Origin of the sequence: Pseudarthrobacter raffinosi, assembly GCF_023913835.1 — a bacterium.
In the GTDB taxonomy this organism is placed as follows: Bacteria; Actinomycetota; Actinomycetes; order Actinomycetales; family Micrococcaceae; genus Arthrobacter; species Arthrobacter raffinosi.
This window is the reverse complement of sequence record NZ_JAMXBG010000005.1, coordinates 46,390-61,293: the sequence shown is the minus strand read 5'-3', so window position 1 is coordinate 61,293 and position 14,904 is coordinate 46,390. Positions and strand designations below refer to the sequence as shown.

11 protein-coding genes are annotated in these 14,904 nt (G+C 66.3%); 9 read left to right on the top strand and 2 right to left on the bottom strand.

The genetic code is table 11. The features are described from left to right. The first annotated feature begins 5 nt into the window (after window positions 1-5). The 4 genes from NG697_RS06515 to NG697_RS06500 all read left to right on the top strand — a co-directional run bounded on the left by NG697_RS06515 (window position 6) and on the right by NG697_RS06500 (window position 4,094). Window positions 6-1,349 carry an isochorismate synthase gene (locus NG697_RS06515; protein WP_252598538.1) on the top strand — a complete coding sequence of 448 codons (1,344 nt, stop codon included), beginning with the start codon at window positions 6-8 and terminating at the stop codon, window positions 1,347-1,349. 224 nt (window positions 1,350-1,573) lie between these two features. After that, a complete protein-coding gene (locus NG697_RS06510; protein WP_252613833.1) occupies window positions 1,574-2,374 on the top strand; it encodes an ABC transporter substrate-binding protein in 801 nt (266 codons plus the stop codon). A gap of 113 nt (window positions 2,375-2,487) precedes the next feature. Continuing rightward, window positions 2,488-3,279 carry an amino acid ABC transporter permease gene (locus tag NG697_RS06505; protein ID WP_252598540.1) on the top strand — a complete coding sequence of 264 codons (792 nt, stop codon included), beginning with the start codon at window positions 2,488-2,490 and terminating at the stop codon, window positions 3,277-3,279. Window positions 3,280-3,290: 11 nt separating this feature from the next. Then, complete coding sequence (locus NG697_RS06500) at window positions 3,291-4,094, top strand: amino acid ABC transporter ATP-binding protein (RefSeq protein WP_252598541.1); 804 nt, start codon at window positions 3,291-3,293, stop codon at window positions 4,092-4,094. Between the two features lie 124 nt (window positions 4,095-4,218). Here NG697_RS06500 and menD read toward each other — a convergent pair whose 3' ends face one another. Beyond that, complete coding sequence (gene menD, locus NG697_RS06495) at window positions 4,219-5,913, bottom strand: 2-succinyl-5-enolpyruvyl-6-hydroxy-3-cyclohexene-1-carboxylic-acid synthase (RefSeq protein ID WP_252598542.1); 1,695 nt, start codon at window positions 5,911-5,913, stop codon at window positions 4,219-4,221. Between the two features lie 93 nt (window positions 5,914-6,006). Between menD and NG697_RS06490 the strand changes: the two genes are divergently transcribed. The 5 genes from NG697_RS06490 (at window position 6,007) to NG697_RS06470 (ending at window position 12,734) form a co-directional block, all read left to right on the top strand. After that, window positions 6,007-7,200, top strand: a complete 1,194-nt coding sequence (locus NG697_RS06490; RefSeq protein ID WP_252613832.1) for a LacI family DNA-binding transcriptional regulator — start codon at window positions 6,007-6,009, stop codon at window positions 7,198-7,200. Window positions 7,201-7,435: 235 nt separating this feature from the next. After that, complete coding sequence (locus NG697_RS06485; RefSeq protein WP_252613831.1) at window positions 7,436-8,710, top strand: sugar ABC transporter substrate-binding protein; 1,275 nt, start codon at window positions 7,436-7,438, stop codon at window positions 8,708-8,710. 23 nt (window positions 8,711-8,733) lie between these two features. After that, a complete protein-coding gene (locus NG697_RS06480; RefSeq protein WP_256470811.1) occupies window positions 8,734-9,675 on the top strand; it encodes a carbohydrate ABC transporter permease in 942 nt (313 codons plus the stop codon). A 4-nt stretch (window positions 9,676-9,679) separates the two neighbouring features. Continuing rightward, window positions 9,680-10,618, top strand: coding sequence for a carbohydrate ABC transporter permease (locus NG697_RS06475; RefSeq protein ID WP_252613830.1), 939 nt, complete (start codon window positions 9,680-9,682; stop codon window positions 10,616-10,618). A gap of 34 nt (window positions 10,619-10,652) precedes the next feature. Further along, entirely contained in the window at window positions 10,653-12,734 is a 2,082-nt protein-coding gene (locus NG697_RS06470; protein ID WP_252608366.1) for a glycoside hydrolase family 3 protein, read from the top strand. Here the strand turns inward: NG697_RS06470 and NG697_RS06465 are convergent. Beyond that, window positions 12,731-14,806 carry a PhoX family protein gene (locus tag NG697_RS06465; RefSeq protein WP_252598548.1) on the bottom strand — a complete coding sequence of 692 codons (2,076 nt, stop codon included), beginning with the start codon at window positions 14,804-14,806 and terminating at the stop codon, window positions 12,731-12,733. The genes NG697_RS06470 and NG697_RS06465 overlap by 4 nt on opposite strands. Window positions 14,807-14,904: the final 98 nt, after the last annotated feature.

Here is a 14,904-nt window from a genome sequence, read left to right as displayed (position 1 = left end):
TCATCATGACGAGCACGTTCCGCACCCTCACAGTCCCCCTGGATGGCACCGCGTCCGCCGGCGGACTGCCGCAGTTTCTGGTCCGGGACGACGTCCTCTGCTGGACCCGCCGCGAAGCCGGCCTGGTGGGCTTCGGCGAGATCGCCCGCTTCACCGCCACCGGCCCGGAGCGTTTTCTCGAAGCGGATATCTGGTGGCGCCACCTGGTCCTCGAAGCGGACATCACCGACTCGGTGGAGCTGCCCGGCACCGGCCCGGTGGCTTTCGGATCGTTCGCGTTTTCCAAGAAGTCCACCCATGTATCGCGGCTGATTGTGCCGGAGATCGTGGTGGGCGTCCGCGACGGCCGGTACTGGCTCACCCAGTTGACGGTCGACGACGGCGAACTCACCGAGGCGGGCGCCCTCGCCGCCCTGGCCGGCTGGCTGAGCGGTGGCAGCACCGCCGGTGATGTCCCCGCCGAGCCGGCCGGCGCCGTCGTGCGTCCTTTGCCTTCCGCCGACGGGGCCACACTGCACACCGGTTCGCTCAGCGAGGAAGACTGGATGGCCGCCGTCGCCGCCGGCGTGGCGGAGATCCGGACCGGTGCGCTGGAGAAACTGGTGCTGGCGCGGGACATTGTGGCCACGGTGCCGTCGGGCGTGAACGCCGCGCAGGTGTTGCGCGAGCTCGCCGTGCGGTACCGCGAATGCTGGACGTATGGCGTGGACGGGCTCGTGGGCGCCACCCCGGAGATGCTGATCCAGGTGGAGGGCCGCACTGCCCAGGCGCGCGTGCTGGCCGGGACGCTGGACCGCCGCGATGCGCACGGCGAGTCCGGGATTCCCATGGATTACGCCGAGCGGGTGCTTGCCGGGTCGGAGAAGCAGCGGCATGAGCACGAGATCGCGATCCAGTCGCTGACGTCGCAGCTGGCACCGTTTTCCGAGGCCATGAACGCGCACGACGAGCCGTTCATCCTGGAGCTGCCGAACGTATGGCACCTGGCGTCGGACGTAAAAGCGGAGCTCGCCGAAGTGGAGGGCCACGTGCCCACGTGCCTCGCGCTGATCAATGCGCTGCATCCCACGGCCGCGGTCTGTGGCACGCCCACGCTGGTGGCCGGCGCCCTGATCCGCAAGCTTGAGCACCTGGACCGTGGCCCGTACGCGGGGCCGGTGGGCTGGCTCGACGCTGCCGGCAATGGCGAATGGGGCATCGCCCTGCGGGGCGCCGTGATTGAGGATCCGCATACCGTACGGTTATATGCCGGTTGCGGCATAGTGGATGGCTCCCAACCGGAGGCCGAGCTGGCGGAGACGTGGGCGAAGTTCCGGCCGATGCTGGAGTCACTGGGGATTTCCAACTAGGTAGCGCTAACTGTCGTTTTGAGCGTCCAAAACGACAGTTAGCGCTACTTACATGGGCGGCGTGTCCGGAATTCCAGTCACGGGCGGCCTCCCGGGTCTTGATTTAGGCTGTGATTTAGTTATCCAATAGTAAAACTAAGTTTCATGTGATGCACATCTCTCATTCGGCGCTACACTATGAACCGATTTAGTACCGCCTACCCCTGCAACAAAAGGTAAAGAACATGCAGCTCAAGTCCCTGGCCCAGGCCAAGTTCGCTGCCAAGGCAGCAGCAATCCTGGCCGCCGGCGCACTCACCCTCACTGCCTGCGGCGGCAGCACCACCCCGGCAGCGTCCGAGGGCGGCATCCAGCTCATCAACGCCGGCAAGCTCACGGTCTGCTCAGACGTCCCCTACGAGCCCTTCGAATTCCAGAAGGACGGCAAGATCGTTGGCTTCGACATCGACATCGCCAATGAAGTAGCCAAGGACCTCAACGCGGAACTCAGCATCGTGGACAGCTCCTTCGAGGCCATCGAGACCGGAACAGCCCTCACCGGCTGCGACGTCTCCATCTCCTCGATTTCCATCACGGATGTCCGCAAGTCGGTCATGGACTTCTCCAACCCGTACATGGACGATGACCTCACCCTCGTGGCCACCACGGCGTCCGGGATCACGGACATCAACAGCGCCAAGGGCAAGAAGGTGGGTGTCCAGCAGGCCACCACCGGCGCAAAGTACACGGCGGAGAACGGCATCGACGCCCAGCAGTTCGAGGACAGCGGCCTCCTGGTCCAGGCTCTCCAGGCCGGCACCATCGACGCGGCCCTGGGCAACCAGTCAATCCTGGCCTACGCCATCAAGGATGACCCCAAGTTCGAACGTGTGGATGACTACGCTACGGGCGAGAAGCTGGGCATCTCCATCAAGAAGGGCAACACCGCCATGGCCGAGAAGGTCACCGGAACCCTTAAGCGCCTGACCGACGACGGCAGCCTGAAGAAGTTCGAAACCACCTGGTTCGGCGAGACCGCCAAGTAACCGGCACCCCGGACTGACCTTCACAGCCCTGAGAACCACGCCGCTGGGGCCCCGCACGGACTGCGCTGCAGCCCGTCCGGGGCCTCAGCCACGCAAATGAATGTGAGCACCCCATGGCAATGACCGCACGTCAACGGGCCAAAGTGAGCCTGTATGTCCAGATCGGCATCTTCGTTGTGGCCGTGGCCGCGCTGGTCCTGGCCACCGACTGGAAGACCGTCGGCACCAGTGTCTTCAACTTCGGCAAGATCGGCCCGATGTTCCCGGACATCATCCTGGTGGGCCTTAAGAACACCCTGGTCTACACGTTCCTCGGCTTCGTCGTGGGCCTCTCCGGCGGCCTGCTGCTGGCCCTGATGAAGCTGTCCAGCTTCCCGCTGTACCGCTGGATCGCCACCGGCTACATCGAGTTCTTCCGCGGCATCCCGGCGCTGCTGGTGTTTATCGCGTTCGGCTACGGTGTCCCTCTCGCGTTTGGCGTCCAGTGGAACGTCACCCTCGTGGTCATGATCTCGCTGGGTATGGTGGCCTCGGCATATATCGCCGAAACCCTCCGCGCCGGCCTGCAGGCTGTGCCCAAGGGCCAGTTGGAAGCAGCCCGCTCGCTGGGCATGCCGCAGTGGCGGGCCATGGTGTCCATCGTGATCCCGCAGGCATTCAAGATCGTCCTGCCGCCGCTGACCAACGAGGTCATCCTGCTGACCAAGGATTCCTCGCTGATCTACGTGCTCGGCCTGACCGCCTCGCAGTACGAGCTCACCAAGTTCGGCCGCGACGGCATCTCCAGCCTGGGCGCAGGCCTGACGCCGCTCCTCGTAGCCGGCGCCTTCTACCTGGTCATCACCATCCCGCTGAGCCTCCTGGCCCGGAAGTTCGAAAGCCGCTCCGCGCGGACCAAGCGATAGGCAGGGAAGCCATGAACGACGTCGTAAATTCCTCCGCCGGCAACACCGGCACCATCAACGCGGCCGGCGTGTCCATCAAGGACCTCCGCAAGTCCTACGGCAGCAACGAGGTCCTCAAGGGCATCAGCCTGGACGTTGCCCCCGGCGAAGTCGTGTGCCTGATCGGCCCGTCCGGCTCCGGCAAATCCACCCTCCTGCGCTGCGTCAACCTCCTGGAGCAGCCCAACGAGGGCGCCATCCACGTGGGCGGCTTCGAAGCTACCGACCCCGACGTGGACATCGATAAGATGCGCCGCAAGGTGGGCATGGTGTTCCAGCAGTTCAACCTGTTCCCGCACCTGGATGCCAAGCGGAACTGCACCATCGCGCAGACGAAGGTCCTGAAGCGGTCCCAGGAAGAGGCCGATCAGGTGGCCCAGCACAACCTGGACCGTGTGGGCCTGGGGCACCTGTCCGACCGTTTCCCGGACCAGCTTTCCGGCGGCCAGCAGCAGCGCGTTGCGATTGCCCGGGCGCTCAGCATGAACCCCGAGCTGATGCTCTTTGACGAGCCCACTTCCGCGCTGGACCCCGAGACCGTGGGCGATGTCCTCTCGGTGATGCGGAACCTCGCCAAGGAGGGCATGACCATGCTGGTGGTGACCCACGAGATGGGCTTCGCCCGCGAAGTTGCCGACCGCGTGGTGTTTATGGATGGCGGCGTGGTGGTGGAGGAAGGCGTGGCCGAGCAGGTCATTTCCGCACCCACCCAGGCCCGCACCAAGGAGTTCCTGCGCCGAGTCCTGGACCCGACGCACATCGAGATCGAAGAGTAGCCGCTTTCGACGCGCTGCCTGCCTGTCGACGCGCATATGCCCTGTCGCCACCGAAATACCGGTAGCGGCAGGGCATTTGCGCGTCATAGGGTCTTCCGCGCGTCAGCCAGCCGCGAGCGCGATCCTACGCTCCGACGGCGAACACGGCGGCGGCGACGGCGGCCTTGATGCGGGCGTGGAGGGCGCGAAGGCCAACACGGTCGGTGCGGACTTCGATGATGCTGCGCCCCTTCAGCGGTGCGGCGAGCGCTTCGGCGAGTCCCGCCGTCGTACTTACCGAGCAATGCCCGACGCCGTACGCCGCCGCGAGTGCCGCGATGTCCACGGTGTGGGGGGTGCCGAAGAGTCGCTCGACGGCGTCCGCATAGCGTCCGGATTCACGCACAGCCCCGTGCTCCAGCAGATCAAAGATGGCACCGCCGGCGTCGTTCAGCACCACGATCCGGAGCCCGGGCTCGGGTTCGCTGGCGCCCAGGAGCAGGCCGCCGGCGTCATGCAGGAAGGTGACGTCACCCAGCAGCAGCGTGGTGTCCTGGCGGCCGCCGATGGCAATCCCGGTGGCGGTGGAGATGGTGCCGTCGATCCCGGCGAGGCCGCGGTTGGCGTACACCGTGGCCAAGGGCTCGGCGGCGGGCAGGCCGGCCAGGTCAACGTCGCGGATGCCGTTGGAGGATCCCAGCACCAACTGGCCTCGGGCGTGCTGCCAGACCTGGGCGCCCACGGAGGGTCCGGAAGCGGCGGGCTCGGCGGCCAGGACGCCGTCGAGCGAGTGCTGCGCGGCGGCCCCGGCCAGCAGCCAGGTATCCAGCCAGTCGGACGGGCCGCGGCCGGCGAAATCGGAGAGGTCGGCCAGGTTCTCCAGCGGAAGTTCCGTGCGCCGGCCCGGCTGGTACCAGGCCACGGGAACCGGCTGGTACAGCGCGGATGGCACGTCGGCCCGCTCCAGCAACGCAGCAACCGGGCGGGACAACGTGGGCCGGCCGAACATCACCACCCGTTCGATGGGCAGCGCCGCGGACGGTCCGAAGTGCTCCAGCAGCAGCCGGTACGGGCCCACGGCGTTGGGTCCGAACCTGGCGTTGGAGGAGGGCTCGGCCAGCAGCGGCAGGCCGTGTGCGCGGGCGAACGCTTCGGCGACCGGCCCGGCGTCGTGCCCTGCCAGCACCACGGTGCGCCTTTCCTCCAGGGAGGCAGCGGCGGGCGGCAGATTCATGGTGAGCGGGTCGGTGCCGATCCGGAACCGGGGATGCCCGGCCGCCGTCGGAAGCCCCTCCCCCGGTGCGGGAACCAGCGGGTCGCGGAACGCCAGGTTCAGCTGGACGGGCCCGGGTGCGAGGTCGGAAAACGCTCCGGTGGCCGCGGCCAGCGCCGTTTCCACCGCGCGCAGCGGGTTGCTGCCGGCCGGGACGTCGGCGGCGAAGCGCACGTGCTCGCCGAACAGGTCCAGCTGGATGGTGGTCTGGTTGGCACCGGTCCCTTGCAGCTCTTCGGGCCGGTCCGCTGACACCACCACCAGCGGAACGGCGGCGTGGTTGGCCTCCATCACGGCGGGCATGAGATTCCCGACGGCGGTGCCTGAGGTGGTGAGGACGGCCGCCGGGGAGCCGGTGGACAGGGCCAGGCCAAGGGCCGTGAAGCCGGCGGAACGTTCGTCGATGCGGACCAGCAGGTCCACGCGGCCGGCCGCTTCGGCCTCGGCCAGGGCGTAGGCCATGGGGGCGGAACGCGATCCCGGCGAGACCACCACGTACTGGACACCACCGTCGATCAGGGCGTCGACGGCGATCCGCGCGGCGGCGAGGGAGTTCAGGGAAGTCACCGAACCAGTTTGCCATCCTGAGGACGCCTGCCTGTCCCGGGACTCCCGCGCGCAGGTACTAAGCGCATAGACTCGGACCAGAAGGAGAATCACATGGCAAAGGGCCCCACTGTTTACCACGTCGCCGAACGCGCGGGCGTCTCCATTGCAACCGTCTCGTTTACCTTCCGGCAGCCGGAGAAGGTCAAGGCGTCTACCCGCGAACTGGTGCTCGCTGCCGCCGACGAACTGGGCTACGTGCCCAGTGCCAGCGCCCGCGGACTCGCACGCGGCAGGACCGGCGCCCTGGGCCTGTTCGCCTACGACTACCTGTTGGATCCGTCGGGAGGCCCCGGCGTGCAGGGTGGGCCCGGTATGCAGGGTGGGCTGCCGGGCGGGCCGGGCGGACTGGCCGGCGCGCAGGGTGGGCTGTCAGGCGGGATCCCGCAGGAGCCGGCCGCGGGCGCGGACCCTGAGGGCGGCGACCCTTTGGACGGAGACAGTGAGGAGGGGAACCTCCGCCTATTCCCCCTATACGTGGATGAGGTGCAGCGCGGTGTCGAACTGGAGTGCTGGCGCCGGGGGCAGGCGCTGCTGGTTGGCGGCGGCAATCCCGCGAACAACGAAGCGGTGCTGTCTGACATCGCCGGCAGGGTTGACGGGCTGGCCGTGTTCCCGCGCTCGGTTCCTGTCGAGGCCCTGGCCCGCATAGCCCGCCGCATCCCCGTGGTGGAGGTCTCGGAGAGCCTGCGTAACCGGGGTATGGACCATGTGACCGTGGACAACGCTTCCGGAGCGCGTGCAATCACCGAGCACTTGATCAATGTGCATGGACTGACCGAGCTGATGTTCATCGGCGCCATGCCGTCCTCCGACAACGACGAACGGCTCGAGGCATTCCGGAGCGCCCTCGCCGCTGCGGGCGTGAAGATGCGGCACGAGCCCCGGTATCCCGCCGGCGGCGAGTTCGCCGTCGCGGAAACTGTCCGGACCATCTGCCAGCAGGGCTCCCTGCCGCAGGCCTTTGTCTGCGCCACCGACCAGGATGCGCTGGTTGTTATGGATGTGCTGGCCGCGTGCGGCGTTAATGTGCCGAAACACGTGGCCGTGACCGGCTTCGACGGCATCGCCGCAGGGCGGGTCATCCGGCCTTCGCTCACCACAGTGCGGCAGCCCATGGAACGGATGGGCCGGACCATGGTGGAGCTGCTCCTGGACAGGCTGGACCGCCCGGAGAAGCCCCCGGCGGATCTGAAACTGCCCGTGCGCGTGGTGCTGCGCGAAAGCTGCGGCTGCCAGCCGGTCTAGGCACACGGGTCAGGCTTACGGCCACCGCACGACGCCGGGCCTCAAGTGTCCGTTCGCGCCGTGTCGTTCAAAAAACTTAGCGCCAGCTGTTGCCAACATCACATTCAATGCGCTTAGATTGACCTTACGAATCGAATCAAAGCGCTTAGATAGTTTCTGGCGGGATGGCTCCACCTCTCCTGCTCCCTCCGCGCCGTGCCACCTGCCGGCCCGCGGAACCACGAAAGGAACAATGATGATCCATCCGAATGCTAAGAAGGCAGCAGCCGTCGGCATCGCCGCCTCCCTGCTCCTAACCGCCTGCGGCAGGGACTCTGCCGGCCCCGCCGCATCGTCTCCGGCCGAAGCCATTGCCTCCGGGCCGCCGTCGGGCACCATCACCTTGTGGGCGCAGGGCAGCGAAGGCGAGGCACTGCCCGCCCTGCTGAAGGAATTCGAGGCCGAGAACCCCGGCGTCAAGGTCAACGTCACGGCCATCCCCTGGGACGCCGCCCTCAGCAAGTACCAGACCGCCATCGCAGGCGGCACCACCCCGGACGTCGCCCAGATGGGCACCACCTGGATGGGTGACTTCGCCGACTCCTTCGACGCCACACCCCAGGAGATCGGCACCAGCGACTTCTTCCCCGGCTCGATGAAGTCAACCGAAGTCGAAGGGACCACCTACGGCGTGCCCTGGTACGTTGACACCCGCGTGGTCTACTACCGCAGCGACCTCGCGGAAAAGGCGGGCATCACCAAGGCGCCCGAAACCTGGGATGACTTCAAAACCCTCGCCACGGCACTCAAGGAGAAGTCCGGGGCAAAATACGGAGTCCAGCTGCCCGCCGGCGTCGCCGGCTCCTACCTGGACACCCTCCCTTTCCAGTGGTCCAACGGCGCCAAGCTGATGAACGACGACGGCACCAAGTGGACCCTCGACACCCCGGAAGCGGCTGAGGCGCTGAAGTACTACGCCAGCTTCTTCGCTGACGGGCTCGCATCCAAGGCCGTGTCCACCGGAACCACCGCCGAAGCATCCTTCGTGGACGGTTCCGCCCCCATGATGATGAGCGGCCCATGGCACGTCGGCCTGCTCAACAAGGCCGGCGGCCCAGGCTTTGAGGACAAGTACAAGGTTGCCCCGATGCCCAAGGAGAAGACCTCAACGTCCTTCGTGGGCGGTTCCAACATGGTGGTCTTCAAGAAGTCCGAGAACCGCGATGCGTCCTGGAAGCTCCTCCAGTGGCTGTCCAAGCCCGAGGTTCAGCTCAAGTGGTACAAGGCCACCGGTGACCTGCCCTCGCAGCAGAGCGCCTGGAAGGACCCGTCCCTTGCGTCGGACAGCAAGCTCTCCGTCTTCGGAGACCAGCTCAAGTCCGCCAACAACCCGCCGTCCGTCCCCACCTGGACCCAGGTCGCGGCAGCCGCGGACAGCGAAATCGAACAGATCGTCAAGGCCGGCAAGGACCCCGCCGAAGCCCTGAAGTCGCTGCAGCAGGCCGCAGATTCGATCGGCACCGGGAAGTAACAGTGGCTGCCACCACCAACACGATGCCTGCCGGCACCTCAAGGGGTGCCGGCAGGCCTCCGGCCCGCGCAAAGGCCAGGGCAGGCGGCTCGCGCCGGCGCCGCAACGCCATCACCGCGTGGCTGTTCGCTGCGCCGTTCGTCCTGATCTTCGGCATCTTTATGCTGGGTCCGCTGGTGTCGTCGTTCCTGATGTCCTTCACGGATTTCACCAGCCGCGACATCGACAACCCGCTGGCTGTTGGATTCGTAGGGCTTGACCAGTACGCGGCACTGTTCCGGAATCCACAGTTCCTGCACTCGATCCTGAACACGGCCTACTTCGTGCTGGCCGGTATCCCCCTCACCACCGTCCTGGCCCTGGCCCTCGCGGTCGCCCTGAACAACGGCATCACCCGCTTCCGCACGGCCTTCCGCGTGGGCTTCTACACTCCCGTGGTCACCAGCATTGTGGCCGTAGCCGTGGTGTGGCGCTTCATCCTTCAGCCGGACGGCCTGCTGAACCTCATCCTCAGCTGGGTGGGCATCGCGGGCCCGGACTGGCTCAACAGCACCACCTGGTCCATGCCGGCACTGATCCTGCTCGCCGTCTGGCGCAACCTTGGCACGCTGATGATCATCTTCCTGGCCGGACTCCAGACGGTCCCCGCGGACATCCTGGAGGCCGCCGAAGTGGACGGTGCCAGCGCCTGGCAGCGGTTCATGAAGATCACGCTGCCCATGCTCCGCCCCACCCTGCTCCTGGGCACAGTCCTGCTGTCGGTGGGCTTCCTCCAGTTCTTCGAGGAGCCGTTCGTGATGACCAAGGGCGGCCCGCTGGACTCCACCCTTTCGGTCAGCTACTTCACGTTCAACCAGTTCGGGTTCGGCAAATACGGGCTCGCCTCGGCCGCCAGCTATGTGCTCTTCGTGGCCATCGCGCTGTTGAGCCTCATCCAATTCCGCGCCCTGCGATCCAAGGACTGAGGACATGACCATCCCGGAAACTGCACCAACCATCCCCCGCGCCCAAGCGGAACGGACGACGGCGGGAGGCACCCAGGTGCCGGCGTCGCCGCCCGTCCCGGCCCGCCGCCGTCGTACTGGCCCCCGGCTGTCCGCGCGCCGGGCGCTGATCTACGCGGCCCTCCTGGTCGCTGTCACCGCCACGCTGCTGCCGTTTGCCTGGATGCTGCTCGGCGCGTTCAAAACCCAGGGCGAGCTCCTCCGCCGGCCCATCACGTGGTGGCCGGAGCAGCCCACGCTGGAGAACTTCGTGGTCTGGTTCACCGAGCTGCAGATCGGCATGTTCTTCCTGAACAGCGTTGTGGTGGCCGTGTTCACGGTGCTCGGCAACCTGCTGTTCTGCTCGATGGTGGGCTATGCCCTGGCGAAGATGGACTTCCCCGGCAAGCGTTTCCTGTTCCTGCTGGTGATGGTCATGCTGATGGTCCCGGGCGTGGTGACGTTTGTGCCGCTGTTCGTCCTGGTCAGCAAACTGGGAATGGTCAGCACGTACCCGGCCCTGATCCTGCCGTTCCTCGCCGCGCCCATGGGTGTTTTCCTGATGCGGCAGTTCATCGCCGGGATCCCGGATTCGCTCATCGAGGCCGCCCGGATCGACGGCGCCGGCGAGCTGCGCACGTTCCTGCGGATTGTGATGCCCCTGTGCGGACCGCCGCTGGCCACGCTCGGCATCCTGACCTTCCTTGGTTCCTGGAACAACTTCCTGTGGCCGCTGGTTGTTGCGCAGAGCGAGGAAATGTACACCCTCCCGGTGGCCCTTTCCCTCTACTCCACGGGCCAGAACGCCACGGACTACGGCCTGCTCCTGGCCGGCTCGGTGCTAGTGATCACGCCCATCATCCTGCTCTTCGTTGCCCTCCAGAAGTACTTCATCCAGGGCGTCGCGGCCACCGGCATCAAGTAGCCGCTCCCCCGCCCAACCTCCCCGAGAGAGCCCCATGACTGCACAAGCCCAGAATCACGCACGCCCCGGGACGTCCGTCGCCGACGGAAACGCCGACGGAAAAGAGTTCCGGGACCTCAACGGAAACGGGATCATGGATCCCTTCGAAAACCCCGGCCTCAGCCCGCGTGAACGCGCCGCCGATCTGGTGACCCGCCTCAGCCTCGAGGAAAAGGCCGGGCTGATGTTCCACACGGTCATCGAAACCGGCCCGGACGGCACCCTCCTTGAGCAGCCAGGCAACATCAGCAAATCGCCCACCAGCACGGTAATCCTCACCAAGTTCATGAACCACTTCAACGTCCATGCGCTCGGCACCGCCCGGGAAGCCGCCCGCTGGAGCAACGCCCTGCAGGAGCTTGCCGCGCAGACCCCGCACGGGATTCCGGTGACCATCTCCACGGACCCGCGGCATGCGTTCATCGAAAACTCCGGCGTCTCGTTCACGGCCGCCCACTTTTCGCAGTGGCCGGAGCCGATCGGCCTGGCCGCGGTGGGCAGTGCCGAACTGATCCGCCGCTTCGCCGGGATCGCGCGGCAGGAATACACCGCCGTCGGGATCCGCGCGGCGCTGCACCCCACCGTTGACCTGGCCACCGAACCGCGGTGGTGCCGGCAAGCGGGAACCTTCGGGCAGGACTCGGAGCTCAGCTCGAAGTACGTCGTCGAGTACCTCCAGGGGTTCCAGGGCGATGAGCTGGGGTCGGACAGCGTTGCCTGCACCACCAAGCACTTCCCCGGCGGCGGTCCGCAGCGCGACGGCGAGGATGCGCACTTCCCGTACGGCCGCGAACAGGTCTACCCCGGCGGCCGCTTCGCCGAACATCTGGCCCCTTTCCGGGCCGCGATCTCCGAAAAGACCAGCGCCATCATGCCCTATTACGGCATGCCGGTGGGCGTGGAACTCGACGGCGAACCGGTTGAGGAAGTCGGCTTCGGCTACAACCGGCAGATCATCACCAACCTGCTCCGCGACAAGCTCGGCTACGACGGCGTGGTCCTCAGCGACTGGGAACTGGTCAACGACAACATCGTGGGCGACCAAGTCCTGCCGGCCCGGGCCTGGGGCGTTGAACAGCTCACCGCGCCCGAACGCATGCTGAAGATCCTCAACGCCGGCGTGGACCAGTTCGGCGGCGAGGAATGCACCGACCTGCTCATCGGCCTTGTCCGGGACGGGCTGGTCAGCGAGTCGCGTTTGGACGAATCCGCCCGCCGGCTGCTACTGGTGAAGTTCCAGCTGGGCCTGTTCGACAACCCGTTCGTGGACGAGGACGCCGCGGCCACCATCGTGGGGAACGCCGAATTCCGGCGCGAAGGACACCGTGCGCAGTCCCGGTCCGTCACGGTGCTCACCAACGGAACGTCCGACGTCGGGACCTCCCTTCCGCTTTCCGGCTCACCTGCCGTCTATGTGGAGGGCGTGGACCCGCTGAGCCTCGACGGTTTCGGCACTGTGGTGCAGGACCCGGAGCAGGCGGATGTTGCCGTTATCCGGCTTCACTCGCCGTGGGACCACCGCAACGACCTGTTCCTGGAGGAACATTTCCATGCTGGGAGCCTGGATTTCCCTCCTGGGCTGATCTCCCGGCTCCGCACCCTGGCCGAAAAAGTACCTCTGGTCATTGACGTGCGGCTGGACCGCCCGGCGATCCTCACACCCCTAACCGGCTTCACCTCAGCCCTGGTCGGCACGTTCGGCGTGTCGGACACGGCGCTCCTGGACGCCCTGTTCGGACGGACCGGGCCCGAAGGGCGCCTGCCGTTCGAGATCCCGCGGTCGATGGATGCCGTGCGTGCATCCCGATCCGACGTCCCCGGCGATACCGCCGATCCCCTTTTCCCGTTCGGGCACGGCCTGAGCCTGCCAGAGCCGGCAACGGCCACCTCCAATAACCGGCGCCGGCCTGATCGACTAGGACGCTCTCTCACCTTTGGCCTCCAAAAGCCAAACGCTCTCTCACTTGATGCGCCATACGACCGAACGCTCTCTCACTTTCCTGAAGAAAGTGAGAGAGCGTTGGCCGAAAACCCGCCAAAGGTGAGAGAGCGTCCTGGTGGGAGGGAACGGACCTAGCCTCGGAACACCTGGACCACTGACGGACGGGGCGCGCGCGCCTGGCCGCGGGCCGGCGTCGTGCCTTCCGCGACGTAGTCCGGGAAGAAGGAGTGCTGGTCATCGAACGAGCCGTCCTCACCCGGGTGCTGCACGGAGACGAACACGGTGCGCTCCTCGTCGTGGATGATGGGTCCGCAGGTCTCGCCGTCCCGCGGCACGGCCAGGAACTGCTCCACCTTGCCGCGCTCGGCACCTTCGAGGGTGACCTTGAACAGGCCGTCGGCCTTGCCGATGCCGGAGGGGGCGCCGTCGGTGGAGATCCACAGGTTGCCTACGGAGTCGAACGCGAGGTTGTCGGGGCAGGAGATGGGCGAAACCTTGTCCACCGGGAAGCCGGAGAAGTAGGTAACGTCACCCTGGGCCGGATCGCCGCAGACCATCAGCAGGTTCCACTGGAACTTCGTGGAGGTCTGGTCGCCGGTTTCAGTGATTTCCACGATGTGGCCGTCGCGGTTCAGGTTGCGCGGGTTGACCTCCGTGGCGCCTTCCTTGCCGGCTTTGCCACGGTCCGAGTTGTTGGTGCAGGCAACGTAGACCTTGCCGGTGTGCAGGCTGGGCTCAACGTCCTCGGCCCGGTCCATCTTGGTGGGGCCAACCTTGTCGGCGGCCAGGCGGGTGTACACCAGGACCTCCTCGACGGACATGCCCTTCACAGCCGAAGCGCCGTCCACCACCAACGGAAGCCATTCGCCGGTACCGTCGAACGAGCCGTCGGCCGGGACTGTGCCCTTGCCGTCGATTTCAGCGACAGGCGAGTTGCCCGTGAACTTGGCAACGTAGAGGTTGCCGGCGGAGAGCAGCGTCATGTTGTGCTTGCGGTCGCCCTCGATGTACTTGTCCTTGGAGACGAACTTGTACAGGTAGTCGAAGCGCTCGTCGTCGCCGGAGTAAGCCACCACGTGGCCGGATTCGGCGATGATCACGTTGGCGCCCTCGTGCTTGAAGCGGCCCAGTGAGGAGTGCTTCTTCGGCATGGAGGTGGGATCGAACGGGTCAACTTCCACGATGTAACCGAAGCGGTTGGCCTCGTTTTCGTAGCCGGCTGTGCGGGTGTCGAAGCGCGGGTCGTCGAGCTCCCACTTGCGGGCCGTCGGCTTGGAAGTGATGCCGTAGCGCTTGTCCCCGGCGGACGTGCCGTTCCCCACGAAGTAGCCCTGGAAGTTCTCCTCGCCGGAGAGGATGGTGCCCCACGGGGTGGTGCCGCCGGCGCAGTTGCCCAGCGTGCCCTTGATGAAGCGGCCTTTGGAGTCCTCAGCGGTCGTGACCAGTGCCGAGCCCGCTGCCGGGCCGGTGAGCTCGTACACGGTGTTGTTCAGGTAACGGCGGTTCAGCGGCGCGCCCTTGACATAGGTCCACGGCTTGTTCTTGTTCTTGCGCTCGAGCTCGACGACGGACAGGCCGTGTGCAGCCTGTCCCACAGCGCGCATCTGCTCTGCCGGCATGGTGGCCGGGAACATGATGTTCTCGTTGGTGTATTCGTGGTTGGCGAACAGCACCGCGCGGCGGCCCTTTGAGCCCGGAATCTCCAGGATGTCGGTGTAGTCGTTGTTGTAGCCAAACTGCTTTTCCTGTGCGGCTGCCGTCTGGTTGTTCAGGTCGAAGTCCGGGGTGCCGTTGAAAATGGGGTCGCCCCAGCGGATCACGGGCTGCCAGGTGAAGCCTTCCGGAACCGTGACAGCGTCCACCGCTGCGTCAATTGAAGGGATGGGCGTGAACTTCAGCTTCGACTTGGTGAAGCCTTCCTTCGCGGCGGGTGCCAGGCCGGGGCCGCCGGCAACAGCCGGTTCCGCGGAGGTGACGGCGCTGCCAAGTACGACGGCGAGCGCACCGGCGGCGCCGAAGCCCAGGGCGGCGCGGCGGGACATGGTGGCGGACGCGATATCGCGGAAGTAGCTGTTGGAGCTGGTGTTGCAGACGTCGCCGGAGCAGGCGTTGTCGCATTTCAGGGCGCAGGTGACTGCACTGCGCTTGCCTTTGGTGTGGCCGAGCATGGGCAGCAGGGTGAACTTACGGGCTGTCGATTCAGACAAGGGGTGCCTCCAATATGACGATCGGGTCCCGGCCACCCTTTCAGCGCAGGTCGACGCCAAGCCGTCGGCAAGGTGAAGTTCAGGTTAACCGGCGGTGA

Coding starts and splice junctions, on each gene's coding strand:
- NG697_RS06475 (WP_252613830.1), top strand. CDS start 9,680: ATGACCATCCCGGAAACTGCACCAACCATCCCCCGCGCCCAAGCGGAA.
- NG697_RS06480 (WP_256470811.1), top strand. CDS start 8,734: ATGCCTGCCGGCACCTCAAGGGGTGCCGGCAGGCCTCCGGCCCGCGCA.
- NG697_RS06490 (WP_252613832.1), top strand. CDS start 6,007: ATGGCAAAGGGCCCCACTGTTTACCACGTCGCCGAACGCGCGGGCGTC.
- NG697_RS06470 (WP_252608366.1), top strand. CDS start 10,653: ATGACTGCACAAGCCCAGAATCACGCACGCCCCGGGACGTCCGTCGCC.
- NG697_RS06500 (WP_252598541.1), top strand. CDS start 3,291: ATGAACGACGTCGTAAATTCCTCCGCCGGCAACACCGGCACCATCAAC.
- NG697_RS06485 (WP_252613831.1), top strand. CDS start 7,436: ATGATCCATCCGAATGCTAAGAAGGCAGCAGCCGTCGGCATCGCCGCC.
- NG697_RS06510 (WP_252613833.1), top strand. CDS start 1,574: ATGCAGCTCAAGTCCCTGGCCCAGGCCAAGTTCGCTGCCAAGGCAGCA.
- NG697_RS06505 (WP_252598540.1), top strand. CDS start 2,488: ATGGCAATGACCGCACGTCAACGGGCCAAAGTGAGCCTGTATGTCCAG.
- NG697_RS06515 (WP_252598538.1), top strand. CDS start 6: ATGACGAGCACGTTCCGCACCCTCACAGTCCCCCTGGATGGCACCGCG.